Source organism: Sporosarcina sp. ACRSM (genome assembly GCF_022346545.1).
Lineage (GTDB): Bacteria > Bacillota > Bacilli > Bacillales_A > Planococcaceae > Sporosarcina.
Genome location: NZ_JAKRNU010000003.1, coordinates 66,931 through 93,763 on the forward strand (window position 1 = coordinate 66,931; position 26,833 = coordinate 93,763).

A 26,833-nucleotide genomic window follows, 5' to 3' on the forward strand; every position below is an offset into this window, starting at 1 on the left:
AAAAGGAGGAGTATATATGACAATCACAGTAGTAGAAAAGAAAACGCTCGCAAACTTCATCAATGGACAATGGGTAAAATCGACGACAGATAAATACGAAGAAGTGCCGAATCCGGCTACGGGGGAAATTCTGGCGGAAGTTCCGATTTCCACACAAGAGGATTTGGACATCGCGGTGGCAGCAGCCAAAAAAGCATTTGCCAAGTGGAAGAAAGTGGCTGTTCCTCAACGTTCTCGTATTCTATTCAAATATCAGCAGCTCTTGATTGAAAATTGGGATGAGCTTGCGAAACTCATTACGGTTGAGAATGGTAAAAATTACAGTGAAGCGTATGGCGAAGTGCAACGCGGAATTGAGTGTGTGGAGTTTGCGGCGGGAGCACCAACTCTGATGATGGGTACTCAGCTTCCGGATATTGCGACCAATATTGAGTCCGGTATGTATCGTTATCCATTAGGTGTAGTGGGAGGAATTACACCGTTCAACTTCCCGATGATGGTGCCGTGCTGGATGTTCCCGTTAGCGATTGCGAGTGGCAATACATTTATTTTGAAACCGTCAGAGCGCACGCCACTTCTCGCAAACCGTCTTGCGGAATTGCTACAAGAAGCGGGTCTTCCGGAAGGCGTATTCAATGTCGTTCATGGAGCGCACGATATCGTGAACGGCATCTTGAGCCACCCGGATATTCCAGCGGTGTCATTCGTCGGTTCCCAACCGGTTGCGGAGTATGTATACAAGACAGGAACAGCAAATGGGAAAAGAGTGCAAGCACTTGCCGGAGCGAAAAACCATACCATCGTTATGCCAGACGCGGATTTGGATTTGACGGTTACAAATATTATTAACGCTGCTTTCGGATCGGCAGGGGAAAGATGTATGGCTTGTGCGGTTGTCGTGGCGGTTGGTGAAGTGGCGGATGAACTTGTTGAACGTTTAGTCGATGAGTCGAATAAGCTGACGATCGGTAATGGACTGGAAGAAGGGATTTTCCTTGGACCTGTCATCCGGGATTCGCATAAAGACAAGACCCTAAGCTACATTGAATCGGGTGTAACGGAAGGTGCTAAGTTAATCCGTGATGGACGAAAGGATAAATCTACTTCTGAAGGCGGTTATTTTGTTGGACCGACCATTTTCGATGAAGTAACGCAAGAGATGAAAATTTGGAAGGAAGAAATTTTTGCACCTGTGCTATCCATTGTTCGAGTGGATACATTGGATGAAGCAATCGAGGTCGCGAACCAATCCGAGTTTGCGAATGGGGCTTGTTTATTCACAGATAGCGCAAAAGCGATTCGACAATTTAGAGAAGAGATTGATGCAGGGATGCTCGGCGTGAATCTTGGTGTACCGGCTCCGATGGCATTCTTCCCGTTCTCGGGCTATAAAAAATCATTCTATGGTGATTTGCATGCAAATGGCCGGGATGGAATCGAATTTTACACACGTAAGAAAATGTTGACAGCACGCCATTAAGTGAAAAAAGGGAAAAGGGAGTGGGGAAAATGACGACAGCAAAAGAAACGACGAAGTCACTAGTTGAAAAAGACCGTGAAAATGTGTGGCATCATATTTCCGCCTATAACGAAAAGAATCCACCAATGGTTTGGGAAAGCGCAGAAGGGGCTTGGATTACGGATCATCAGGGCAATCGTTATCTAGACGGTATGTCAGGACTTTGGTCCGTGAATGTGGGATATGGGCGCAAGGAACTGGCGCAAGCCGCATTCGAACAGCTGAAAAAGCTGCCTTACGTTCCGATGACACAAAGTCATGAACCTGCAATCGAATTGGCCGAAAAGTTAAATGAACTACTTGGGGAAGAGTATAAAATTTTTTACTCGAATAGCGGATCTGATGCCAATGAAGTAGCATTTAAGCTAGCACGCCAATACCATCAGCAAAACGGGGAACCGTCACGCTACAAATTCATCTCCCGTTATCGTGCCTATCACGGCAGTTCGATGGGCGCATTGGCGGCGACTGGTCAAGCATTACGCAAATATAAATACGAGCCGCTTGCACCGGGGTTCTTACACGTTGCACCACCGGACAATTACCGAAGACCGGCAGGACAATCGGTTGAAGAATACAATATTCAGCGTGCACAAGAATTCGAAGAAAAAATCATTTGGGAACAGAAAGAAACGATTGCGGGAATTATTATGGAACCGGTTATTACAGGCGGTGGTATCTTAATTCCGCATCCGATTTATCTTGAAAAGGTTCAGGAAATCTGTAACCGCCACGATGTCCTGCTGATCGTAGATGAAGTGATCTGCGGTTTCGGACGGACTGGAAAAGCGTTTGGTCATCAGCATTTCAAAGTGAAGCCGGATATCATCACGATGGCGAAAGGACTAACGAGCTCATACTTGCCGTTGTCGGTAACGGCTATCCGAAAAGATATCTATGAAAAATTCGATACGGGTGAAGAAAATAGCCACTTCCGTCACGTCAATACATTCGGTGGGAATCCAGCGGCTTGTGCCGTTGCGTTGAAGAATCTTGAAATTATGGAGAGGGAAAATCTCTTCGAACGATCGGCTGAGCTTGGCGAGCGTCTTCTAAATGAGTTGGCAGAATTAAAGGATCATCCGTTTGTCGGGGATATTCGCGGGCTTGGATTCCTTCTTGGCATTGAACTTGTAGAAGACAAAGAAACGAGAGAGCCTGCCTCCAATGCGCGTGTTGCAAAGATTATCGGGGAATGTAAGGCCAATGGACTCATCATTGGAAGAAACGGTGATACGGTTGCTGGATATAACAATATCCTAGCGCTTAGCCCGCCACTATCTTGTACAGATGAAGATTTTGATTTCATCGTAGCGGTCATTAAGAAAGTATTTAAGGAAAATGAATAGATAGCTCTGATCAACAATGATTTTAACTAGTTGGGAAACATTTCGAATACCCATCTCATCGCCAATATCCCGGGTGATGAGATGGATATCTGATGATGAATCAAATTATTATCTGTAAATGTGGCATGACATTCAACATATGGCAACCACGTATAACTGCTTGTCGGTGAATTCTAAGGGAAAGATAAAAATTAGTGTAGGTTACTTGGAGGGGCTGGTAGTCAAGGGGAGACAGCGTATTGGAAAAGTCGTCTATACACGTTAAAAAAGGCTTTCTCGTCAGAATTCTAATGAGGAAGCCTTTTTTATTGTTAGGGGTGATTATCACAACTATTTCTTGAAGGTTAAGCCATTTCAGCTGTTCTTCACGTTTCTTAAATTTGCAAATTAGGTCAATTGTGGAGCAGGTTGTCAGCTCTGCTCTTGTTGTCCTTTAACAGTTGATGGAGCATGATCGCAACTTCAAACGCAAGGCGATTCGGTGGTTCCATAAAATCAGCACCTAGGAGAGCTTCTAACTTTTCAAGTCGATGGTACAATGTTTGCCTAACGATAAACAGAGAATCGGCAGTGTCCTTTTTAGAGCCGTTGCATGCCAGATAGACGCGAAGTGTTTCCAAAAGCGCACTATCCGTCTTTTTATCGTAGTCAAGTACAGCAGATAAGTAGTCTAGGACGTAGGTTTCAAGATAATCGCTATTTTTTAAGAGAAGAAGGAGTCTGTAAATTCCTAGCTCTTCATAGAAGTTTGTTTCCGTTATCCTTGATTCATGGAGAGCAAGAACTTTCCGGGCTTCTTCATAACCCCTTTTTACATCTGAAAACTCCTTATAGACCATACTTATTCCAAACGTGCACTTGTCCCCGGCGATGAAGCTATTATCCTTCATTTCAACAATGTGTCGGATTACTTGTGAAAAACGAGTAGTCTCATTTCTTAGATGATCAGCGGCGATGAACGAAGCGATGATAGCAATCTCACTTTTCGTGGATGACACGGCAGGAAAAAAACCTGCTCTTTTAAAAAGGGATCGGATCATTGCCGACCTTTGTAGTTTAATTTCTTCCCAGTCATCCTCGCTGAGGTTTATTTCTTGTCCATTGGTTTGTATGATAAAGATTCTAAAATGCATATTTCGACTTGCAATGGGCAAATAACTTTGTAAATCGTCTTGTTCGAAATCTCTGCCGTTTAATAAGTTTCGGACAAATTCCTCTTCATTATGTTGTTTCCTTTCTTCAATTGTGCGATTGCGCAATAAAATTTGGGCAATCGCAAGCGCAGCGCGATCCAAAATAAGAAAGGTGAATTCGTCTGATATCGGCTGACCCACTTGTAGGCAGAGATACCCCCAGGTTTGTCCCAGTCCTTTAACAGGCATAAGGGCGAATAGTTGCTTGTCAAGTGTAAAAATAGTCTGTTCCACATCGCTTGAAGGAAGGGTTTCAAAATAATTCCGAATGGTGTATTCCATCTCTTTGCTTTCAGGCGGGTAATAATAAGCCCTTCTATCATCGGTCATAAATAGAATGCTTTTCTGAAAAAACTGGTGTAATTCCTGTAAAATTTTCAAAATACCATTTGGTGTAAGGGACAAAGCATTAAATTTCCTTGAAAGCGTATCTAACTGTGAGAGCATTTGATGATGTTGATTAATGATAAATGTATGAAGGTCTTGCGTAATATCAACAAATTTCACTGGATTCTCAAATATGATGATTGGGAAATCATGCTCGTTTGCCAGTGTAAGGAGTTCAGGCGGCATTTCCTTGAAATAATATCCTAATTCTATACAAATACATGCAACATTTTTTTCTATCAGTTTCTCTACATATTTTAGTTGATTGGGTAGATCGGGTTGTAGGCCTCCACCTGTCGTAAGAATCATTTCCCCTCCATCGATCAAAGACTCAAATTCATTAACTTCCAGTACATGTGTCCATTTCACTTGCCGATCCAACCCACCCTCTCCCGCCACAACTTTTGCAGATTTGAACGGATTACGGGAAAGAACATCGCCAACAGTCAATCTCAATTCATTCATTTAATAGTTGCCCTCCAAAACGTAAAAAAAATAAGTGTATGATTTTACAATTTGTCCAATTACAATAGTCAAAAAAATTAGTAAAGTATAGTATGAAGTCTAACGAAAATCACGTTAACTAGCAAGGGAAATTGAATAGAGGAATCCATACGACAATCACAGCGGCAGAGAAGAAAACGCCCATGATCCTTGCCGTTGGACAATGGGTAAAATAGACACAAAGTAAAAGGAGACTTGACTATGGATCAAACAATCATCTGTAGATGTGAAGAAGTTTCTTTACATGACATTCAACATACTGCAGCCACCTATAACTGCTCTGCCCGTGAAGTGAAATTACGAACACGTGCGGGTATGGGGTACTGTGGCGGGCGGACATGTAGACCAGCTGTAGATGCGGTGTTAGAAGCGGCTACGGGGGAAAAAGCAGGACACGATATACCGATGAAAGTCCAACCACCTGTCAGACCTGTATCATTGTCCGTTTTGGGAGGGGAAGTAAAATGATAAACCGTATAGTAGATCATCCGGTTCTTGGGAAATTAACGAACCAAAAGCTAGTCAATTTTACTTTTGATGGTGTTACTTATAAAGGTTTTGAAGGAGATACCATCGCATCGGCACTGCTTGCAAATGGCATTAGACAACTGCGCGTGCATGAAGAGACCGGCGCACCACGAGCCATTTACTGTAATATTGGCCATTGCTTTGAATGTCGTGTAACGGTCAATCATGCACAAGGGGTTCGGGCATGTATGACACCAATCGAAAAAAATATGATCGTCGAAAGTGGCAAATTACAGGCCACACCATTTGAATCTGCACCAGAAGAATGGCCGCGTACATATGCCGAATTTGAACAGAAGAACAAAGGAAAAAAGGTCGGTGAGTTACATGTATGATGTCGTCATCATTGGTGCGGGTCCCGCTGGCTTATCGGCTGCCATTGCATGCCGCGAATCAAATTTACATGTCATGGTCATCGATGAATTTTCAAAACCAGGTGGACGATTGCTAGGACAACTTCACCAAGAGCCGAATGGGGAATGGTGGAATGGCATAAAAGAAACACAAATATTACTAGATACGGCAGAAAAACTGAACACAGAAATTAAATGTGGTGTTTCTGCCCATCATATCGAAAAAGTAGAACACGGCTATGCCATCCATACAAATATAGGCGTTTTTGACACGACCAATCTGTTAATCGCAACAGGCGCCGCGGAAACCGCGGTCCCGATTCCGGGTTGGACACTTCCTGGTGTAATGTCCATTGGTGCAGCACAAGTGATGACAAACGTCCATCGCGTTCGCGTTGGGAAGAAAGGGATTGTCGTTGGTGTCAACGTTTTGTCTGCAGCGATTGCCCGTGAACTTCAAATTGCTGGGATTGAACTGCACAGTATGGCGCTACCGATTGCCAACACCGTCACGAAAAAACATGCCGATCCCAAACATGTCATGGATGGATTGGTGCGAATTGCTCATTTGGCACCTTCTGCTTTCCTGCGGTTTGGAAGTAAATTTGCCAAATCCGAGTGGGTACGTGATATTGCTGTGAAATTTTATCCAAAAGGCGGCGTGAAAATGTGGGGAATGCCCATCCATATTCGCAAAGCCATCGTTCAAATAAACGGGACGGAAAAGGTGGAATCCGTTACGATGTGTGATATTACTGCGGACGGAGAAGTGATTGCAGGCAGCGAAAAAACAATTGACGTCGATTTTGTCTGTATAGCGGGAGGACTTTATCCACTTGCAGAACTTGCCTCAGTTATCGGTTGTCCATTCCAGTATGTCGAAGAGTTGGGTGGTCATATCCCAGTTCATAATGAACAAATGGAAACACCACTGAAAGGCTTATATGTTGCGGGCAATATTACAGGCATCGAAAGTGCAAAAGTCGCTCGTGCACAAGGAACGCTTGCGGGATACTCGATTGCGAAAAACCATGCCAAAATACAACAAGCGATGAGAGATGTAAAAGCAGTCCGTGAGTCAGCATCCATCCAATTCCATCCTGCTATTGTTGAAGGGCGGGAGAGGATCCAAAGATCTTTCCTAGAATATGAAAATGCACAATAAACCTTTGAAATAAGGAGGATGTGGAATGTCGATGAAAAATCATGCGGAAGTCGCGATAATTGGTGGGGGAATTGTCGGCTGTGCCATCGCTTATTATGTTGCCAAATCGGGCATTGACTGTGTACTCATTGAGAAAAATGATATTGCAAGCGGTACTTCTTCACGCTGTGACGGCAACGTGACCATTGTGGATAAAGACCCTGGATTTGATAGTCTAATGTCCTGGAAAAGTCAGGAATTGACGATCGAGTTGAATAAGGAATTGGATTTGCCATTCGAATACCGACCACTCGGCAGTTTGCTCGTCTGTGAAAATGATAGAGAAATGCAAGCAGCGAAAGAATGGGTGGACATTCAAACAGCTGCTGGTCTGAAATTCAACTTACTGGATCGGGAAGATCTGCGACAAGAATCACCTTATTTTGCAGATGATATTCCAGGCGGCTTGGAATGCGAAACGGATTCGCTGATCAATCCTTATCTGTTTTGTTATTCACTGATTGAAAAGGCCAAGCAGTATGGTCTGAAATTACAAACACAGGCAGAAGTGACGAACATTACGAAAAAAGAAACGTTTACCATTGAAACGACGAACGGAACCTTTACCGCCAAGAAAGTGGTCAATGCAGCAGGTGTATGGGCACCTTTCATCGGCAAAATGCTGGATCTCGACATCCCGATCATCCCAAGAAAAGGGCATATCATGGTTGGTGCTCGACAAAAACCGATCATGATGCGCAACGTCATGGAGTTCGGTTATTTGATGAACAAATTTGGCCGGGAGCGTATTGTCGATAAAAGAACGGAGCAACATGGTGTGGCATTGGTGCTGGAGCCAACGGAAAGCCAGAATTTCTTACTAGGAAGCAGCCGCCAGTTTGTCGGGTATGATGGAAGAATCGATATCAATGTCGTGGAAACGATGGCGAGAAGGGCGATGCGATTCTACCCGAAAATGAATGATTTCACGATGATCCGCACATACACCGGATTCAGACCATGGACGTCCGATCATTTGCCGATTGTTTCAGAAGTCGATAGCATACCAGGATTTTTCATCGCAGCCGGACATGAAGGCGATGGCATCAGTTTGGCGACGGTTACTGGGAAGTTAATTGACGAATTGATTCGCGGTGTATCCGACACCATTATTCCAACAGATCCATTACGATTTGATCGTTTTGCGAAAGTGGCTGTGACACAATAAGAGGATTTTAAATTAAAAGAGGGATAGCGAAGAAGAAATTACAGTAGAGGAATGGGCGAAGCGGTTAGCTACGATACTCTATGAGGTACTAATCACAATCGGAAAGAGTGTTTCAAAAATTACTAAGTAAGAGAGGCATTGCAAACGAAGCTTCAAATAAGTAAGGGTTTAGACTGTAGACAAAAGCGTGAAAGCGCTCGATGTTTACAGTCTTTTTGTGGTTTGCAAAGCTTATAGAGGGTTGAAGACGACTTCGGCGTTTAAAAGGACATTTTTGTTATTGGACAAAGTGTAAAGTAAATTCATTTTTAATCTTACTAAGTGTTAATCAGGAGTTGGAAATACGATCAATATACTGTTAAGGCAGACTGGAGAGCTGTTTAGCAAGTGTGATAGAGGATTACTGTAAAGCGTTATGAACGTATCAAAATGAAAACAGGGGGTTCATTGGTTGTGAATAAGCTCGATCACGTTGTAGGTGAAGAAAAATTGGTAGACAGACTTTACCACTTTATAGATGGAGCAAGATCAGAAGGTAAAAATGAACGTTATGGTTATGTTTATAACCCATCCACAGGTGAGGAAACGGCTGTTTGTCCTTATGCAACAGCTGAGGAAGTGGACGTTGCGGTAGAAGCTGCAGAACAAGCCTTTAAAGGATGGAAGAGCACGCCTGTTGCGAAAAGAGTAGAGATTCTTTTCAAATTCAAATCATTACTCGTTAAGGCGACAGATGAGCTGGCTACTATGATTGGACAAGAAAATGGAAAAACAATCACGGATGCCAAAGGGGAAATCAGTCGTGCAATCGAAGCGGTCGACTTTGCGATGAATGCACCGCATTTGTTAAAAGGGGAGCACTCATCTGATGTAGGCGGAGACATTAACGCCTTTTCTATTAAACAACCACTTGGCGTCGTTACCTGTATTGCACCGTTTAATTTCCCTGTCATGGTACCTGTTGCAATGTCGACAATGGCACTTGCATGCGGTAATTCGGTGATCTTAAAGCCTTCCGAGCGTGTACCGAATTCTGCATTATTCATCTCGGAGCTGTGGAAAAAGGCGGGGCTTCCTGCAGGGGTATGGAGTGTAGTAAATGGCGACAAGGAAGCGGTCGATGCACTGATTACCCACCCCAAGGTGATGGCTGTTAGTTTTGTAGGTTCAACAAAAGTGGCGGAAACAATTTATGAAAAAGCAAGCCGGCATCATAAACGAGTCGCTGCATTTGGTGGAGGAAAAAACCATATGATCATCATGCCAGATGCTGATATCGATTTTGCAGTCACTTCTTTCATAGGTGCTGCATATGGAGCTGCCTCCCAGCGTTGTATGGCTCTTTCTGTTGCAATGCCAGTAGGGGAAAAAACAGCAAAGGTATTTGTTGAAAAGTTGAAAAGGCGCGTCGAGGAGTTAAAAGTGGGCTCATATGACGATGAGGAAGCAGACTTTGGACCGGTGATCACGCAACAAGCGAAAGAGCAGGTACTCAAGTCAATTGAAGGAAGCTTGAGGGAAGGTGCGAAGCTCTGTGTGGATGGCCGTGATCCAGATGTGGGGAGAACTACTAATGGTTATTACTTGGGGGCCACTTTACTTGACCGTGTCACACCGGATATGGAAATTTACCAGGAAGAAGTGTTTGGTCCGGCAAGGATAGTCGTTCACGTTAATAGCTTGGACGAAGCGATCAATCTGGTAAACGAACATGAATACGGCAATGGCGTGACAATCTTCACACAGAGTGGTCCTGCTGCCCGCAAATTCACAGAGGAAATCGAGGTTGGCATGGTTGGGGTTAATGTCCCCATTCCGATTCCGGTAGGCTATCACAATTTTGGAGGATGGAAGCGTTCGAAGTTTGGCGAAAGTCATATGTTCGGACCGGACACCGTGCGCTTCTTCACGAAAATAAAAACAGTATCTGAAAGATGGCCAGAATCGAAAGGTAACGATGATGTTGCATTTGATTTTCCGAGTAATCGCAATTGACGGAAACAGTCAGTGAAGATAGGTCATTATGATTGATAAGGGAAGAGGGGGAAAGAAGATGACAAAAGTGGGACAGGAAACCGAATCGTTAGTTGAAAAGGATCGTCAACATGTGTGGCATCATATATCAGCCTATAATGAAAAGAATCCACCGATGATTATAACGGAAGGAAAAGGGGCTTGGATTACAGATCATAATGGCAATAGGTACCTCGATGGCATGTCCGGACTGTGGTGCGTAAATGTTGGGTATGGGCGTGAGGAACTGGCGAAAGCCGCATATGAACAGATGACGAAGCTGGCGTATGCACCTTTGACACAAAGTCACGAACCAGCGATCGAGCTCGCTGAAAAGTTGAATGAAATGCTTGGTGACGAGTATGTGTTTTTCTATTCGAATAGCGGATCTGATGCAAATGAAGTGGCGTTCAAGCTAGCACGTCAATATCATCAGCAAAACGGGGAATCATCCCGCTACAAATTCATCTCCCGCTATCGCGCGTACCATGGAAGTTCAATGGGTGCGCTCTCAGCGACAGGACAAGCACTTCGTAAATACAAGTACGAGCCGCTTGTACCGGGATTTCTGCACGTTGCACCACCTGACAATTATCGCAGACCTGCGGGGCAATCAATTGAAGAATATAATATCCAACGCGCCCAAGAGTTTGAGGAGAAAATTATTTGGGAGCAGAAAGAGACGATTGCCGGCATTATTTTGGAACCGCTTATTACAGGTGGAGGTGTCTTGATTCCTCATCCGGTTTACTTGGAAAAAGTCCAAGAAATCTGCCAACGTCACGGTGTCCTTCTTATTATCGATGAAGTCATTTGTGGATTCGGAAGAACTGGAAAAGCATTCGGTCATCAGCATTTTAATGTGAAACCGGATATTATTACAATGGCGAAAGGACTAACGAGCGCCTATTTACCGTTATCAGTTACAGCAGTTCGAAAAGAGATTTATGAAAAGTTTGATACGGGTGAACAGAACAGCCATCTACGCCACATTAATACATTCGGCGGGAACCCTGCGGCTTGTGCAGTTGCGTTGAAGAATCTTGAGATTATTGAAAAAGAAAGTCTTGTCGAACGATCGGCGAATCTCGGGGAGCGTCTTCAAAAAGAATTGGCAAGCTTGAAGGACCATCCATTTGTTGGCGATATCCGTGGTCTCGGTTTCCTTCTAGGAATTGAACTTGTTGAAGACAAGAAAACGAAGCAACCTGCTTCCAATGCACGTGTCGCGAAAATTATCGGGGAATGCAAGGCGAATGGGCTTATCATCGGAAGGAATGGTGATACAGTAGCCGGCTATAATAATATTTTAGCGCTTAGCCCACCGCTATCCTGCACCGACGAAGATGTAGATTTTATGATCGCGGTTGTAAAGAAAGTGTTTAAAGAAAACGAATGAATGATCTGGATAGAGGTGTGTGCACACCTCTTATTCCTATATCTATCTTCTTTCAGCAAATGTTTTTGTACTGTAAGCGAAGCGTCAGGTACAGAAGACTCCGACCTCTGTAGGTGGCGAGATGAATGCGGTTTTGTTTCCTGATCAGCGGGTGTTCAAACGCCCGCTGAACGAAGAATGGAAGGCAACCTAAGTTCGCCGCGTCCTGAAGGAAAGTGCCTTAATTTCTGCAAAGAACACAGAAATACGGCAAATCGAACCCTTTGCTGTTCGATTGGCAACGGTTGCATGACCTACATCCTGTAGGCCCGCGGATTTAATTATAACAATGGGAGGTGTTGAGATGTTCAATTTACCAGCGGAAACGTTTTGGTGGCTTGTTCCGTGGCCATTCATATGGGTAGGATTGGCCTTGGTATTGTATGTAAAGTTGAAAAGGGAAGATGAGAAAGAAAATGATCGTTAGGGGGGAAAGCAATGAGTATGGATGGCGTTATTTTTATAACTTATATAGCAGTACTCTTAGTCATCGGTCTCTGGTTTTCGCGTAAGTCATCTGAATCCACGGAAAATTATTTGCTTGGGGGAAGATCACTTGGTCCGGCTGTTACCGCAATGACGATGCAGACGACTGCTATGAGCGGTTATATGTTCATGGGGGCGCCTGCGCTCGCCTTCAAATATGGTTGGTATGCTTTGTGGTATGCGATTGGTGATGCGGGAGGTTCCATCATTAATCTTTCCGTTTTAGGGAAACGGATGAGAAGAATGTCTGAATTATTGGGAGCGCTTTCACCAATAGAATACTTGGAAAAAAGATTTGAAAGTGCCAGTGTACGTGTCATCGGTTCAATTATAGCGATTGTTTTTCTATTCGCTTATGTTTGCGCTCAATTTATAGCGGCAGGAAAAGCGATGGCTACACTCACCGGTTTTCCATATGAGCTGTCATTGGTGATCGGGATCAGTGTCATTATTATCTATACAGTGGCAGGGGGCTATCTAGCTGTTGCTTACACTTCTTTTGTGCAAGGAATCATAATGGTGACCGGGGTTGTCGGTATCGGTTTTTTAGCTTATTTTCATGTCGGTGGAATATCCGGATTGAATACTGCCTTGGCACAAATCGATCCCACTTATTTAAGTATTTGGGGGAAAGATTTGGCCTTCTACGGCCAGTGGGGAGTAGTACTAGGCGCTATTCTTATCTTTGGAATAGGGTATATGGGGCTCCCACATGTGGTCGTACGACATATGTCAATGCAAAGCACCAAAACGGTAAAAGGTGCAATTCTGATAAGTGCAATCTGGAACCAATTCTTTATCTATGTTCCCTATATTTTAGGACTTATCGGAATCATACTTTTGCCTAATCTCGCTGATCCGGAGATGGTCATTACCGAACTAGCTTACACGCTTTTCCCGGGATTTTTTGCGGCTCTTCTGTTATCAGCGGTTATGTCCGCTGTCATGTCCACTGCGGATTCTTTACTCATGCAAGCAGGAACCATTTTATCCCGTGACGTCTATCAACGGTTTATCAATAAGAACGCGAGCCAGAAAACAACAGTCCTTGTTTCTAGGTTATGTATTTTAGGAGGAGGACTTGTCGGAATCGCTGTTGCGATTTATGAACCACCATCCATTTTTGGATTAGCTGTTTTTGCTTTTGGTACGCTTGGGAATAGCTTTCTTGTTCCTTACGTTGCTTCCGTATATTCAAAAAAGGCTAATGCTCTTGGCTGTCTATGTGCAATGATTGGTGGGGCTATGACAAATATTATTTGGACTTCGATGGAGTTGGAAACGATAACGGCCGTACATCCGTTTTTGGCAGGCCTGACCGTCTCCCTTATCGGGATGATTATTGGCAGTCGTTTTGGTCGCAAGCCTTCCCAGCCCATCCTGAATATCTTTGAACAATCAACAAATAAACGCTTCTTTTCAAAAGAGTTTGATCAAAATATCGCTCGTAGTTTAGCTCCTGAAGCTAAAAATATATCGAGTTTTTTGTCGCAAGAAACAGATCGCCACAGTGGGATATACTCATGAGTGGGGTATTGATGCAAGAACCGGTTTATGGTGAACAGGATGTTTTACGTGGGTTGCAGCAGTATGAAAAGCAAGCTAAGATGAACGTACGTAAATTGATTTTTTATCCGTATTACTTATTTGAATATGAACTTGGCATTAGAAGTTTACTGAAGTTAAAAGGAAAGACAGCTTGTACGATAGATGCGTTAAGTGGGTATGGGGCATTGATTGATGTGCAACCTGAATTTTCACATCGCCAGATTGAGGCTGGACAGGCCCCTGCAATTCAGATCGATGAGGATGAAGCAAGGGAAGCGGCGGGACAGTTTATTTTTGAAAATGCTATGTCGAAAACAAAGTTTGTAACTGTTCCGGATATTCAATTGTTAACGAGTACATTATTTTATCGTCCTTTTTGGTTGGTAGAGTACAGACTTGAAGCATATGAGCCAAAGTCGCTAATCGTAGATGCTATAAGTGGCAGTTATCATCCATTATGAAGAAATGTAGAAAATACGAATGCCAAGAAAGACTGAGATCCTTGGAGCCACTCAGTCTTTTTTGGCACCCTTTTTAATTGGTTCATTTTTTCAATTTCATTGCTTTCGCTTCAGCTTTCAATGCTTTGATCAAAGCGACGATCATGAGCAACATGATAAAAGAAAACGGCAAAGCTGCAATGATAATGGTGTTTTGCAAGGCGGTCAGTCCATTGACGGATAGGAGAATGACCGCGATTGTCGACTGGATGATACCCCAGATGAGCTTCACATTATTCGGTGGTGTCAACGAGCCATTCGTCGATTGCATGCCCAATACAAAAGTGGCCGAATCCGCCGAAGTGATGAAGAAGGAGGCGATGAGTAAAATCGCGAAAATCGAAATGAAGAGCGATAAAGGCATCGCGTTGAACATTTCAAAAATAGTCAGCTCCGTAGAAGACGCAGTCAAATCGGTCAAACCTTGTTTTTGCATATCGATGGCAGTCGTCCCGAATGCCGAGAACCAGAACGAGCCAAGCAGTGTAGGGGCAACCAGCACCCCGATCATGAATTCCCGAATCGTACGCCCTTTTGATACGCGGGCGATGAACATACTGACAAACGGAGCCCAAGAAATCCACCAAGCCCAGTAAAAAATGGTCCATCCATCGAGCCACTCCCGATTGTCTGCGTTTAAAGGCGCCGTGCGCATACTCATATTCACAAGATTCGCCAAATAACCACCAAAAGAATCGGTAAACATATTGAAAATAAGCAATGTCGGACCCAAAATGAGGATGAATCCGAGTAGTGCCAACGCAAGGACGATGTTCGCATTGGACAAATACTTGATCCCTTTGCTGAGCCCCGACCAAGCGGACAGGATGAACAAGACTGTGACGATCGCAATGATGATGAATTGCGAGGAGATGCCGATGCTGACACCAAAGAGATAATTCAGGCCTGCATTAATTTGAACAGCACCGAAGCCGAGTGACGTGGCGACTCCGAACGACGTCGCAAAGACAGCGAGTACATCGACGAGAACGCCCCACGGACCTTTCATTTTATTGCCGAATATCGGCTTCAATGTTGCTGAAATTAATCCCGGTTCTTGTTTACGGAACTGGAAGAAGGCAAGGGATAACGCAATTACTCCGTACATGGCCCACACATGGAGACCCCAATGGAAAAAGGATTGACGCAATGCCTCTTTGAAGGCTTCATCTGTATTCGGCTCTTCTGTAGCCGGACTAATTGCAAAATGAGACAATGGCTCAGCTGCACCGTAAAAGACGAGCCCGATACCCATTCCTGCAGAAAAGAGCATCGCAATCCAAGTGACAGTTGAGAACTGTGGGCGATCGGTGTCCTTTCCCAGTCGGATCCTCCCGTATGGACTTAAGGTAAAAAAGATACTGAGCACTAGCATGAATGACATGAGTAACATATAGTACCAGCCAAACGTTGACGCAACGAAGTTTTTGATGTTTGATGTGATGGCTTCAAAACTTCCGGGTGAAAATGCGCCGAACCCGACGGCCAATATGATGAGACCGATTGTAATATAAAAGACATTTGAAATTTTCTTCATGCTTCCCCCTTTTGGAACTGGTGATGGAGCCCAGACTTTGACTGCAAACGCCTTTTAAAATCTGTGACATCCGCTGAACAGCGATAAACAATTTTCAACTATACTAGCAAACGACATTGAATGCAACCGCACTTAGGTGACCATATTGTTCTTTTCAATTTTATTTCCATATGGAAAAAAGTCGTGTCAGGCTTATAAGCAATAAACTTTCCTTGTGCTTGTCTATCACGTAAATTAGGTATATAAGCATAATGAAAGAGGTTAGAAAATGAGTATTTATAACTACTTGGTGCGAAAGCCAAATGGCGAGATCCTTTCGATGGAAACGTATCGTGGCAAAACGATGTTAATCGTCAATACAGCAAGCAAATGCAGGTTCACGTATCAGTTTGAAGAATTGCAGAAAATGTATGAGCAGTATAAGGATCGAAATTTTGTCATACTCGGTTTTCCATGTGATCAGTTTGGTAATCAGAACCCAGAAGATGGGGATGATTCGGCATTATTTTGTCAGAAAAATTACGGCGTCAGTTTTCCAATGTTCGATCTAGTGATGGTAAATGGGGAAGGGATGGACCCTTTATTCTCTTATTTGAAACATGAAGTCCCATTCCGTGATTTGGATAAGGAAGTGATGGCGGAGAACATTTTGAAGACGAGATTGAAAGAAGAGTATCCCGAGTATTTGGAAGGGCGTAACATTCGGTGGAATTTTACAAAATTCCTCGTCGCTGCAGATGGGGAAGTCGTCAAACGATTTGAACCGACCGATTCCCGATTGCTGGTGGAAGAGGAAGTCGAAAGATATTTGCCACAAACGATATCGAATTGAACAAAACCTGCTAAAGAGATGCGTCTCTTTAGCAGGTTTTTTCTCATTCCAATTAGATAGAACAAAATGGATTCAGTCGACTTATTTTACAATACTTTTGACTACGTCATGAATGATTTGGCTATTGGCGATAGGACCCGAATAGAGCCAGCTTGTATCTTTTGCAAATTCATGAACGTTGCCGTTTTTGACGGCAGGTATATTTGCCCAGAGTGGATCTTTTAGCATTTCTGCGCCATTTCCTACATCACTGTTAATGAGAAATAGGTGATCAGCATCCAACTCTGCCAACTTTTCCAGAGAAACAGGGGACCAATCGCCTGTTGCCGATTCGGATATTTCCTTCACTAAGCTTGGAGCGGTCAGACCAAGTTCACCATATAATACGGCGCCGCTTGAAGCTGTTTCACTGACCATATACACCGTATTATTGACGATCCAGATCGCTGCCGCTGATTGTGTACCAACCGCGTTGTGGATTTTTTCTTTTGATTCTTCTACCAATTGATCGTACTGTTGCAAGACTTCGTCAGCTTTCTCGGTCTTATCAAATATTTCTGCGACTTTTAACAGTTTTTCACGCCAAGACGCATTTGCCTCATTCTCCAATACAAAAGTAGGGGCAATTTTATTGTACTGTTCGTATTTTCCGCCTTCTACCGTTTCAGCCGATGACACAATGATGAGATCGGGATTGAAACTGGTCACCGCTTCAAAAGGTAGGTCGAAAGGAATAGTCGGTATGTCCTTTAACGAATCTTGTAAGTAGTTTTGGATGGATGCACCGTTATTGACGGACCACTGTGCAACAGGAGTGATGCCTAATGCGATCAGGTGGTCTTCCAAATAAGAAGCGATGACGCGTTCAGGATTGGCGGGAATCGTCACTTCATGCCCTAAAGCGTCTGTCAGTACACGTTCTTGGGAAGCTTCCTCAGAACCGTTTTTTGGTTTTTCCTCGTTGTTCTGTTGCTGATTTCCGCAAGCTACTAAAAATATGGAGAGTAAAAAGATTGCCGTAACGAGCAACTTGTTTCTGATAGATGTATTCAATAGTTTTCCTCCTCTTACTTTACAGCTTAAATGTTTTATCTTCATTCAGCAGAAGATTCCCACCTCTGTAGGTGGCGAGATGAATGCAGTTTTGTTTCCTGGTCAGCGGGTGTTCAAACGCCCGCTGAACGAAGAATGGAAGGCAACCTAAGTTCGCCGCGTCCTGAAGGAAAGTGCCTTAATTTCTGCAAAGAACACAGAAATACGGCAAATCGAACCCTTCGCTGTTCGATTGGCAACGGTTGCATGACCTACATCCTGTAGGCCCGCGGATGTCACAGATTTTGAAAGGAGTTAATTGAGCCTTGCTCAATTCAAAATCTGGACACAATTACGCCGAGGCGTAATTGATTGAAGCTATTGTACATTATAGTGAAATTGATAATCGTTTTCAATTATGAATTGTAAATCGTTGAAAGATACTTTATACTAATGAAAAGTGATAATGATTCTCATTATCGAAGAAAGAAAGGTTGGTAAACGGATATGTCAGTTCTTACTGTCGATCAGGTAGCGGTAGGGTATGCGAATGCTGTAATTATAGATGGATTAAGTGTGGAGATCCCTGCAGGGAAAATTACGACGATCATTGGACCAAATGGGTGTGGCAAGTCTACGTTGTTAAAAGCGGTCGCTCGAATTTTGAAAACGCAAAGTGGGACTGTGTTCCTTGACGGGCGGGCCATTCAGCAACTTTCGACAAAGGAAGTTGCCAAGAAGATGGCGATTTTACCGCAAAGTGCTGAAGCACCACCAGGGCTGACGATTTTTGAGCTCGTTTCATACGGCAGGTTTCCGCATCAACGTGGATTCGGCACGTTGAAACAAGAAGACTTGAAACATATCCATTGGGCGATTGAAGTGACGGGGTTAAGCGAGTTGAAGGACCGTCCAGTGGAAGCATTGTCAGGGGGGCAGCGCCAGCGCGTATGGATTGCGATGGCACTTGCACAAGACACGGATATTTTAGTATTGGATGAACCGACAACGTATTTGGACTTGGCCCATCAGTTGGATATTCTCTTATTGCTCAAAAAGCTGAACGAGGAAGAAGGAAAAACGATTGTCATGGTCTTGCATGATTTAAATCATGCGTCTCGTTTCTCGCATTATATGATTGCGATGAAAGACGGCGAAGTCGTTACAGAAGGGAAACCTGAAAAAGTGATGACCCATACGAATTTGCAAGCGGTGTTCGACATCAATGCATTTTTAGCGGAATGTCCATTCAGTCAGCATCCGATCTGTTTATCTTATCAATTGAATAAAGAAACGGACTGCTTATCTTCGTTTAGCGGGTATTCAAACGCCCGCTAAACGAAGATACAGCCTCCGGCGGATGTCACAGATTTTGAAAGGAGTTAATTGAGCTTTGCTCAATTCAAAATCTGGACGCAATTACGCCAAGGCGTAATTGATTGGAAGCCGTCGAATATGCGTAAGGAGCAAGTAGATGTCAGCTTCAGTCAAAGAGTCAGTAGAGATGAAAAAAGTATATAAAGGATCACGACCAATCATGGCGACATTTATAATGATTGGCGGGATGATCGGGTTACTATTCGCGATAGGCCTTTCGATTTCATTTGGTGCGGCGGATATTGAGTTGGCGACGGTTTGGTCTTCTGTTTTCCACTTCCAACCCGAATTGACATCTCACCAGATCATTCAAGAAATCAGATTGCCAAGAGTTTTAGGAGCGGCGTTAGTCGGCGCTTGTTTTGCTGTTGCAGGATCGATCATGCAAGGAATGACGCGCAACCCGCTGGCGGATTCAGGTCTTTTAGGCTTAAATGCCGGTGCCGCGTTTATGTTGGCTATCTGTTTTGCATTCTTTCCAGGTCTGCCTTATATGTATATCATCCTGTTTTCATTTTTAGGTGCAGCGGTAGGTGCAGGTTTGGTTTACGGCGTAGGATCAGTGGCGAAAGGCGGGTTAACGCCTATGCGCCTCGTATTGGCAGGAGCGGCCGTCAGTGCTTTGCTTGCTGCTTTAAGTGAAGGGATTGCCATCCATTTCCGCATCGGGCAAGATTTAGCGTTTTGGTATGCAGGCGGTGTTTCCGGCACAAAGTGGGAGCACCTTCAAATCATGACACCATGGATAGTTGTTGCCATAGCAGGTGCCATTGTTCTTTCCAAATCGATTACGTTACTCAGTCTTGGGGACGAAGTGGCAATTGGACTGGGCCAACGAACCGGCGTCATTAAATTTTTTGGAGCGCTTATTGTTTTAGTCTTAGCAGGTGCAGCTGTTTCCGTGGTTGGGGCTGTCGGGTTTGTCGGCTTGATCGTTCCTCATTTGACACGCTTTCTTGTCGGCAATGATTATCGATGGATTGTTCCTTGTTCTGCCATTTTAGGAAGCCTATTAGTCGTATTGGCGGACTTTGCTGCCAGAATGGTGAATCCGCCTTATGAAACACCTATTGGAGCGCTCATTGCGTTATTGGGTGTCCCATTCTTCCTTTACCTTGCGCGTAAAGGAGGGAAGGAATTATGAGTGAGAATAAATATGTTTCGGTCTATCAACAAAAAAGACATCGTAAAAATGTTTTCATTATCATAACGATTGTTGTCCTTATTTTGTTGATGTTGATGATCAGTATGAATACAGGTTTTATTCGACTGACGCCTGGGGAACTGTTCCGTACATTGTTTGGAATGGGAACAGAGAAGCAGCAACTGATCTTGTTTGAATTCCGGTTGCCGCGAATCGTCATTTCTATTTTAGTGGGGATGGCCTTGGCCGTATCGGGAGCCATCCTACAAGGAGTGTCGAGGAATGCGTTAGCGGATCCGGGCATTTTAGGGATTAACGCGGGTGCAGGTCTAGCTGTTATGTTGTTCATCTCGTTCTTTCCATCGACAACGGCAACGCCCGTCTTTTTTCTGCCATTTTTAGCGTTTGTAGGTGCAGGAGTGACGGCTGTTCTCATCTATGTGCTTTCATATAAACGGGACGAAGGCATTTCGCCGATTCGCTTGTTGTTGACAGGTGTTGCGATTGCAGCCGGGATCAGTGCAGCGATGATTGTATTAACATTGCGATTATCGCCTGAAAATTATCAATTTGTAGCGGTATGGATGGCGGGCAGTATTTGGGGGTCCAATTGGAAGTTTGTCATCGCATTATTGCCATGGATTCTTATTTTATTGCCGATCGCTTTTGCAAAATCCCGGGTGTTGAATACGTTGAACCTAGGAGAAATGCCAGCGACAGGGCTCGGATTGGCAATCGAAAGAGAGCGGCTGATTTTACTTGCAGTAGCAGTCGGTTTAGCGGGGGCCAGTGTATCAGTCAGTGGAGGCATCGGCTTTATCGGCCTGATCGCCCCTCATTTAGCGCGTCAATTAGTAGGCGCCAAGCATCAGTATCTGATACCGACAGCCGCGTTGGTCGGGAGTCTTCTACTTATTACGGCGGATACGATCGGAAGGTGGATCATTGAGCCATCCGAAGTACCTGCCGGGATTGTCGTTGCTGTCATCGGAGCCCCCTATTTCTTGTATTTATTGGCCAAGTCAAAAGCATAATCATAAGAAACGGTTTGGACATTTCGTTTGTAGCCAAATGACTAATTGAAAAGGAGCAATCATGATGAATTCTGAACAATTGTATGATGTAACAATTATCGGTGGGGGCCCGGCAGGACTCTATTCTGCTTTTTATAGTGGTTTACGGGAAATGAAAACAAAAATCATTGAATTCCAGCCTTACTTAGGCGGGAAAGTGCATGTCTATCCTGAGAAAATGATTTGGGATGTAGGCGGTCTGACACCTGTTCCGGGCGGGCAACTCATCGAGCAAATGATTCAGCAAGGATTGACTTTTGAGCCAGAGGTTGTCCTGGGCGAAAAAGTGACAGCAATTAGTAAAGGTGAAGACGGAAACTTTGTGGTCCAAACCGCAAGCAATCAAAAACACTACTCCAAAACAGTCATTTTGGCTGTCGGATACGGTATCTTAAAACCGACGAAATTGGAGCTTGAAGGCGCTGAGCGATTTGAAGTTTCAAATTTACATTATACGGTCAAATCATTTGAACGTTTCCAAGGGAAAACGGTGTTGATCTCCGGTGGAGGGAATGCAGCGATCGACTGGGCCAATGAATTGGAGCCGATTGCGGAAAAAGTATATTTAACCTATCGGAAAGAGCTATTAAAAGGACATGAGGCTGAAGTGACCCGCTTGTTCAATAGTTCTGTTGAATGTCTATTGAATACATCGATTGAAAGATTGATTGCGGCAGATGATCGTGAAAGCATTGAAAAAGTGGAGCTCGTCAACAATGAAGATGGACAGAAAATTCAGCTTGCAGTGGACGAAGTAATCATTAACCATGGCTATGATCGGGATAAAGCACTGACATCCAATAGTGGATTAGATATCGAAATGGCGGATGAATATACGGTTGCAGGCAGTCCGATGAGTGAAACTTCTGTCCCTGGACTCTATGCGGCAGGAGATATTTTGAATCACGAAGGAAAACTGCATCTCATCGCAGGAGCGTTCCAAGATGCGGGGAACGCAGTGAATAAAGCGAAACAATACATTGAGCCCGAAGCGTATGGACATGGACGGGTATCCTCGCATAATGATCTCTTTAAAGAGAAAAACCGTGAATTGGTGAAGCATTTATATGCTGTAAAAAGCTAACGATTCGATCTAGTGGAGTGGCTGGGTAGCTAGTCATGTCTATGATGAAATAGATGGAGGAAAACACAGTGAAGAAAAAAGCGATAATTGTTCGCTGTATGATTGTGACCATGCTACTACTCGTACTAGCTGCTTGTAATGGAAAAGAAGCAAATATAGCGGAAACTCCAACAAAACAGCCTGAAAAAGAAGAGGAAGCGAGCACAACTACAAGAATATACACGGATGTGACAGGTAGAGAGGTTGAGATTCCTACCAACCCTGAACGTGTCGTGACGACTCAATATTTAGATGCTATGCTAGCGCTTGGTGTGAAGCCACTGGGCGCACCGTCACATGTTTTAGACAATCAATATTTGGGTGAGTTACAGGAGGGAGTCGTCGATCTCGGAAGTCCCTTCAGCGTTGAAAAAGTGTTGGAATTAGCACCTGACTTAATTATTGCAGCCGATCCGGAGGAAGTGGAGCAATTGAGCAAAATTGCACCTACTGTTGTCATTCCTTGGATGTATGGAGACGTCTTTACGCAATTGAAAGAAGTGGCTAGTATTTTAGGGAAAGAGCAGGAAGCTGATGAGTGGATTGCCAAATTGGATGAAAAAGCTGCTCAAGGTAGAGAAAAAATTGCTGATAAGATCGGGCAAGATGAAATTGTCTCCATTTTTATGACGTATGGGAAAGATAATCTAAGGCTTTACGGTGCAAGGAATATTGGGCAAATATTTTATCGATCGTTACAATTAACCCCACCAACTTTTATACAAGAAAAGCTAGCTGATGATCCGAACTTTGAAGAGTTTGTTTTCGAGGATATCTCGATGGAGAAGTTACCGGAATACGCTGGAGATAAAATCATTATGCTGGCGTACGGGGAAGAAACGAAAGAGGAGGGGGGCATGCTTGCTCAAATTGAACAAAGTTCATTGTGGAAAAATCTCGATGCGGTGAAAAACGGCAATGTTTATTATATTGGTGAAGATCCATGGTTTACATATGCTCCCATCGCGATCGAGAAATCATTGGATGAAGCGATTAAGCTCCTTTCAGGGGATTAATAGCTGCTTTGAATAACTTTTAAACAAAAAACGGCTAAGACGTGTCTGTCTGTAGCCGTTTTTCAATCTTCATCTTTAATATCGCGATCGGGCGGAATCGGTTCGTTGCGCCATTCATCGATTTGGCGTTTCAATGTTTCTAGTTGCTCAAAGTAAAGGTTGAATTGCGCTTGATTGATCAGAAACTGTTCGCCATCGTGAACGGAGCGGATCCGACCTTCGCGTACATATTTTTGCACTTGTTGGACCGGCATGCCGAGATACTCAGCAGCTTCTTGAATGGTAATATACATGCGGATTCTCCTTAAAAAATCCCCGCCATTTCAATTGCGGACAAAGAGGTGGCGAGGATTATTATATCGTCTAGGCTCCGGGCGCCAGATGCTCGGGTCATAAGCCATCTTGGCTATGAGGCAAAGATCGCCTCTTCGCCAATCTGTCTTATGCCTGTCGCATCTAAGCAGGCGCCCTGCGCTTTTGTATGTCAGATTAACTTTTCGAAGTTCAGGCGTTTGTTCAAAGCCATCATAACCGGGATTCCGACTGCCATGACGACAAATTCCCCAACTGCAAGTGTTAAATAAACGATGAGGAACGGAATGCCATTAAAATCGGGAAGATCCGCAAAAATCTTAAGCTGATAAGCGATGATAATCATCAAAACCGTGAAGACGATTGTGTTAAATAGCATTCGCTTGAAGATGCCGTTGATGAATTTGGCGGAAAAAATGGTGATGGAAAGAGCGATTGCGGAATGAAGCACTCCAAAAATGACATCAACGAGAATCGGTGAAAATAGGAAATTCGAGACAAGGACACCGATGACAATCCCAAAAATATATTTCTTATTGAACACGACAAGATGATTGAACATCTCAGAAACTCGAAATTGGACGAGTGTAAAACCAAATGGGGCAATTAAAGATGTAACAGCTATATACAAAGCGGCAATTACTCCACTTGTGGCCATTGTTTTTACTTTCATTATTTAGTTCCTCCTAGTTTTTTTACGTGGGATGGTTGCGAACCACGTGTTAAAAAATACATAGTCCAGTGTATCATAGTGCTTTCACTTTGTGTTTGAATGGAAAATAATAAATATAGCAAGTGTTTTCTTGTAATTATAAAGGAAGTCGTCCGGTATAAATGCTTATGTGAACATGCTATGATGAAAATGAATGCATTTATAAGAAAAGAGTCAAAAAATGAAAAAATCAAAGTTTATCCCCTTACAAACTAAAATAGTAGGACTTATAAGTACATTGGTGCTTCTCATCGTCATTTTGCTTGCAAGCATCTTTGCTTATTTACAATTTGCCGATGAAAAAGATCAAGTCAAGCAGCTCGTTTTGCAAGCTGCAAAAACGATTTCATTGATGCCAGAGCTACGGGAAGCAATTGAAACAAATGATATTGAATCCCATTTTCGACCGATTGCGGAGCAAGTGAAAGATCAAGTCCATGCGTCAAACATCATTATCGAAAATCGTGAGGAGATCGTCTACTCACATACCGATCCCGCCCAAGTCGGGGGGAAGAGTTTAGATGATACAAACTATCATGCGTTCGTATTCGGAGGTTCCTACAATTTTGAGGTGGAACGGGAACATGGTTCGGTTTTGATCGGGAAAGTTCCGATCATTGCAGATAATGGTGAATATACACAGGTGATTGGAACGGTTTCGATCGAGTATTTGGAGAAGGACATTTATGGAGAGATTTACTCGAGAATAAAAACCATTGCGATTGCGTCATTGTTCGTTTTCGTGTTAGGGATTATCGGAAGTATTTTTTTAACGAAAAGTATCCGAAAAGATACATTGGGATTGGAGCCGCATGAAATTTCTTCGTTGTATACGGAAAGAAGTGCAATCCTATTATCGATCAAAGAGGGGATCGTGGCAGTGGATCGAAATGGGGGGATCACGCTGGCCAATCATTCTGCAAAGACGATGTTGGATCTGAAGGAAGACGACTTGATTGGTCAGTCTATTCATCCGATCGTGCCTACAATCCAATTGGAAGATGTTTTGCAAACGGGGCGGGCAATTCATAATGTTGAGAACAGGATTGGAGAGAAAACGTTCATTTTCAACTTAACGCCAGTTATTGACAATGAGCGTGTGGTAGGGGTTGTCTGTAGTTTTCAGGATAAAACGGAATTGAAAAAACTGATGCATACACTTTCGGAGGTCCGTGAATATTCGGAAGGGCTTCGTGCTCAAACGCATGAGTATGCCAATAAACTCTATTTGTTATCCGGCTTATTACAGTTGGAAAGATATGAAGATGCTTTTAAGTTCATCCAGCAAGAGTCTACGGATCATCAGCATCGCAGTCAAATATTGTTCAATCAGATCCATGATCCGAATGTACAAGCTATTTTGTTAGGGAAACTGGGCCGAGCATCCGAAAAGAAAATTAACCTAGAAATTGAACCCGATAGTTTTGTCGACGTCTTACCGGCTCACATAGGCGTATCGGATATGATCACCATTATCGGCAATTTGATCGATAATGCTTTTGAGGCCGTTGCCCAGCAATCTGAAAAAAACGTAATCTTTTCAATTACGGGTTTTGGAAATGACATTATTATAGAAGTAACAGATAGCGGACAGGGCGTACCAGATGACGTGATGGAATCCTTGTTTTCTTTAGGCTACTCCTCCAAAGGCGGAAACAGGGGATATGGCTTATTCAATGTGAAGCACATCGTGGAATCATTGGGTGGAACGATTGAAGTAGGAAACGAAAAAAATGGAGGGGCTATTTTTACAGTATACTTACCAAAAAAAGTTTCGGGAGAAGTGAAAGGAGAGCAAAATGATTAAAGTGGTTATAGCCGAGGATGATTTTCGAATCGCTCAAGTACAAGAGCAATTTTTAGAAAAGATACAGGGTGTCCAACTCGTTGGAAAAGCGTTAAATGCCAAAGAAACGATGAATCTATTGCATGAACATGAAGTGGATTTGCTGTTGCTCGACATCTATTTACCTGATGAACTCGGAACGGATTTGTTAGCCAGAATCAGGGAAGATTATCCGAACACGGATATTATCATGGTGACGGCTGCCATGGAAAAGGTCATGCTCGAGAAGGCGATGCGATACGGGGTTAGCAACTATTTGTTGAAGCCAGTGTCGATGGAGAAATTCGTTGAAACGATTGAAGAGTATAAAAAGAAGAAGGAAATCCTGCAAGATCGCGATGAAGTGAATCAGAAAATGATCGATCAATTCTTTGGATCTTCTAACCCGTCAACAAACAATCAAAAAGATCTCCCTACAGGTGTCGATCGCCATACGTTAAAAAAAGTGAGAGAAGTAGTGGAGGAGCTGCGAGGCGTTACAATCGAGGAAATGGGAGAAAGCTTAGGCGTCTCCCGAACAACTGCCAGAAGATATTTGGAATATCTCGTTTCCATCGATGTGTGCACGGCAAAGCATGAATATGGAATTGTAGGAAGGCCACAGCGGAAATATTACCTTATCGAATAACGACAGAATGC

Annotated in this window: 23 protein-coding genes, 1 pseudogene and 1 riboswitch; of the genes and pseudogenes, 19 read left to right on the plus strand and 5 right to left on the minus strand. The window is 43.6% G+C overall.

Features of this window, described 5'->3' with window-relative positions:
- Positions 1-16 precede the first annotated feature (16 nt).
- Both MHZ95_RS06115 and MHZ95_RS06120 read left to right on the plus strand, forming a co-directional pair.
- Complete coding sequence (locus tag MHZ95_RS06115; protein WP_239389641.1) at positions 17-1,480, plus strand: CoA-acylating methylmalonate-semialdehyde dehydrogenase; 1,464 nt, start codon at positions 17-19, stop codon at positions 1,478-1,480.
- Positions 1,481-1,509: 29 nt separating this feature from the next.
- Positions 1,510-2,868: an aspartate aminotransferase family protein gene (locus MHZ95_RS06120; protein ID WP_239389642.1), complete on the plus strand. Its 1,359-nt coding sequence runs from the start codon at positions 1,510-1,512 to the stop codon at positions 2,866-2,868.
- Positions 2,869-3,260: 392 nt separating this feature from the next.
- Here the strand turns inward: MHZ95_RS06120 and MHZ95_RS06125 are convergent, their stop codons facing one another.
- The gene (locus MHZ95_RS06125) at positions 3,261-4,913 is read right to left on the minus strand and encodes a PucR family transcriptional regulator (protein ID WP_239389643.1); all 1,653 of its coding nucleotides are present in this window, start codon (positions 4,911-4,913) and stop codon (positions 3,261-3,263) included.
- Between the two features lie 240 nt (positions 4,914-5,153).
- Here MHZ95_RS06125 and MHZ95_RS06130 point away from each other — a divergent pair, with 240 nt between their 5' ends.
- From MHZ95_RS06130 to MHZ95_RS06165, 9 genes and pseudogenes are all read left to right on the plus strand, one after another.
- On the plus strand, positions 5,154-5,420 hold the full coding sequence (locus MHZ95_RS06130; protein WP_239389644.1) for a (2Fe-2S)-binding protein: 267 nt from the start codon (positions 5,154-5,156) through the stop codon (positions 5,418-5,420).
- Positions 5,420-5,710 (plus strand): annotated as a pseudogene (locus tag MHZ95_RS06135) ((2Fe-2S)-binding protein); the annotation flags it as partial. The gene MHZ95_RS06130 and the pseudogene MHZ95_RS06135, both read left to right, overlap by 1 nt.
- 97 nt (positions 5,711-5,807) lie before the next feature.
- Complete coding sequence (locus MHZ95_RS06140) at positions 5,808-6,998, plus strand: NAD(P)/FAD-dependent oxidoreductase (protein ID WP_239389966.1); 1,191 nt, start codon at positions 5,808-5,810, stop codon at positions 6,996-6,998.
- 25 nt (positions 6,999-7,023) lie between these two features.
- Positions 7,024-8,205, plus strand: coding sequence for an NAD(P)/FAD-dependent oxidoreductase (locus MHZ95_RS06145; protein WP_239389645.1), 1,182 nt, complete (start codon positions 7,024-7,026; stop codon positions 8,203-8,205).
- Positions 8,206-8,658: 453 nt separating this feature from the next.
- A complete protein-coding gene (locus tag MHZ95_RS06150) occupies positions 8,659-10,200 on the plus strand; it encodes a CoA-acylating methylmalonate-semialdehyde dehydrogenase (protein WP_239389646.1) in 1,542 nt (513 codons plus the stop codon).
- A gap of 58 nt (positions 10,201-10,258) precedes the next feature.
- Positions 10,259-11,617 carry an aspartate aminotransferase family protein gene (locus MHZ95_RS06155; protein WP_239389647.1) on the plus strand — a complete coding sequence of 453 codons (1,359 nt, stop codon included), beginning with the start codon at positions 10,259-10,261 and terminating at the stop codon, positions 11,615-11,617.
- A 343-nt stretch (positions 11,618-11,960) separates the two neighbouring features.
- Positions 11,961-12,083 (plus strand): hypothetical protein, encoded by a 123-nt coding sequence (locus tag MHZ95_RS20845; protein WP_255726619.1) that lies wholly within the window; start codon positions 11,961-11,963, stop codon positions 12,081-12,083.
- Between the two features lie 11 nt (positions 12,084-12,094).
- On the plus strand, positions 12,095-13,669 hold the full coding sequence (locus MHZ95_RS06160; RefSeq protein WP_239389648.1) for a sodium/proline symporter: 1,575 nt from the start codon (positions 12,095-12,097) through the stop codon (positions 13,667-13,669).
- Entirely contained in the window at positions 13,666-14,151 is a 486-nt protein-coding gene (locus MHZ95_RS06165; protein ID WP_239389649.1) for a hypothetical protein, read from the plus strand. The genes MHZ95_RS06160 and MHZ95_RS06165 overlap by 4 nt, the downstream gene beginning before the upstream one ends.
- Before the next feature lie 82 nt (positions 14,152-14,233).
- Here the strand turns inward: MHZ95_RS06165 and MHZ95_RS06170 are convergent, their stop codons facing one another.
- Positions 14,234-15,727, minus strand: coding sequence for a glycine betaine uptake BCCT transporter (locus MHZ95_RS06170; RefSeq protein ID WP_239389650.1), 1,494 nt, complete (start codon positions 15,725-15,727; stop codon positions 14,234-14,236).
- A 268-nt stretch (positions 15,728-15,995) separates the two neighbouring features.
- Between MHZ95_RS06170 and MHZ95_RS06175 the strand changes: the two genes are divergently transcribed.
- Positions 15,996-16,559: a glutathione peroxidase gene (locus tag MHZ95_RS06175; RefSeq protein ID WP_239389651.1), complete on the plus strand. Its 564-nt coding sequence runs from the start codon at positions 15,996-15,998 to the stop codon at positions 16,557-16,559.
- Positions 16,560-16,640: 81 nt separating this feature from the next.
- On the opposite strand, the gene MHZ95_RS06180 is transcribed toward MHZ95_RS06175, so the two are convergent.
- Positions 16,641-17,657 carry an ABC transporter substrate-binding protein gene (locus tag MHZ95_RS06180; protein WP_370642925.1) on the minus strand — a complete coding sequence of 339 codons (1,017 nt, stop codon included), beginning with the start codon at positions 17,655-17,657 and terminating at the stop codon, positions 16,641-16,643.
- 441 nt (positions 17,658-18,098) lie between these two features.
- Between MHZ95_RS06180 and MHZ95_RS06185 the strand changes: the two genes are divergently transcribed.
- From MHZ95_RS06185 to MHZ95_RS06205, 5 genes are all read left to right on the plus strand, one after another.
- Entirely contained in the window at positions 18,099-18,929 is an 831-nt protein-coding gene (locus MHZ95_RS06185; RefSeq protein WP_239389653.1) for an ABC transporter ATP-binding protein, read from the plus strand.
- 166 nt (positions 18,930-19,095) lie between these two features.
- Positions 19,096-20,112: a FecCD family ABC transporter permease gene (locus tag MHZ95_RS06190; RefSeq protein ID WP_239389654.1), complete on the plus strand. Its 1,017-nt coding sequence runs from the start codon at positions 19,096-19,098 to the stop codon at positions 20,110-20,112.
- Positions 20,109-21,146, plus strand: coding sequence for a FecCD family ABC transporter permease (locus MHZ95_RS06195; RefSeq protein WP_239389655.1), 1,038 nt, complete (start codon positions 20,109-20,111; stop codon positions 21,144-21,146). Before MHZ95_RS06190 ends, MHZ95_RS06195 begins: the two co-directional genes overlap by 4 nt.
- A 64-nt stretch (positions 21,147-21,210) precedes the next feature.
- Positions 21,211-22,269: an NAD(P)/FAD-dependent oxidoreductase gene (locus MHZ95_RS06200; protein ID WP_239389656.1), complete on the plus strand. Its 1,059-nt coding sequence runs from the start codon at positions 21,211-21,213 to the stop codon at positions 22,267-22,269.
- A 53-nt stretch (positions 22,270-22,322) separates the two neighbouring features.
- On the plus strand, positions 22,323-23,324 hold the full coding sequence (locus MHZ95_RS06205; RefSeq protein WP_239389657.1) for an ABC transporter substrate-binding protein: 1,002 nt from the start codon (positions 22,323-22,325) through the stop codon (positions 23,322-23,324).
- 62 nt (positions 23,325-23,386) lie between these two features.
- Here MHZ95_RS06205 and MHZ95_RS06210 read toward each other — a convergent pair whose 3' ends face one another.
- Both MHZ95_RS06210 and MHZ95_RS06215 read right to left on the minus strand, forming a co-directional pair.
- Entirely contained in the window at positions 23,387-23,617 is a 231-nt protein-coding gene (locus MHZ95_RS06210) for an excisionase family DNA-binding protein (RefSeq protein WP_239389658.1), read from the minus strand.
- 191 nt (positions 23,618-23,808) lie between these two features.
- Positions 23,809-24,309, minus strand: a complete 501-nt coding sequence (locus tag MHZ95_RS06215; protein ID WP_239389659.1) for a QueT transporter family protein — start codon at positions 24,307-24,309, stop codon at positions 23,809-23,811.
- 7 nt (positions 24,310-24,316) lie between these two features.
- Positions 24,317-24,361, minus strand: a riboswitch (PreQ1 riboswitch).
- 168 nt (positions 24,362-24,529) lie between these two features.
- On the opposite strand from MHZ95_RS06215, the gene MHZ95_RS06220 reads away from it, so the two are divergent.
- Together MHZ95_RS06220 and MHZ95_RS06225 are read left to right on the plus strand one after the other, a co-directional pair.
- A complete protein-coding gene (locus MHZ95_RS06220; RefSeq protein WP_239389660.1) occupies positions 24,530-26,155 on the plus strand; it encodes an ATP-binding protein in 1,626 nt (541 codons plus the stop codon).
- On the plus strand, positions 26,148-26,822 hold the full coding sequence (locus tag MHZ95_RS06225; protein ID WP_239389661.1) for a response regulator: 675 nt from the start codon (positions 26,148-26,150) through the stop codon (positions 26,820-26,822). The genes MHZ95_RS06220 and MHZ95_RS06225 overlap by 8 nt, the downstream gene beginning before the upstream one ends.
- Positions 26,823-26,833 lie beyond the last annotated feature (11 nt).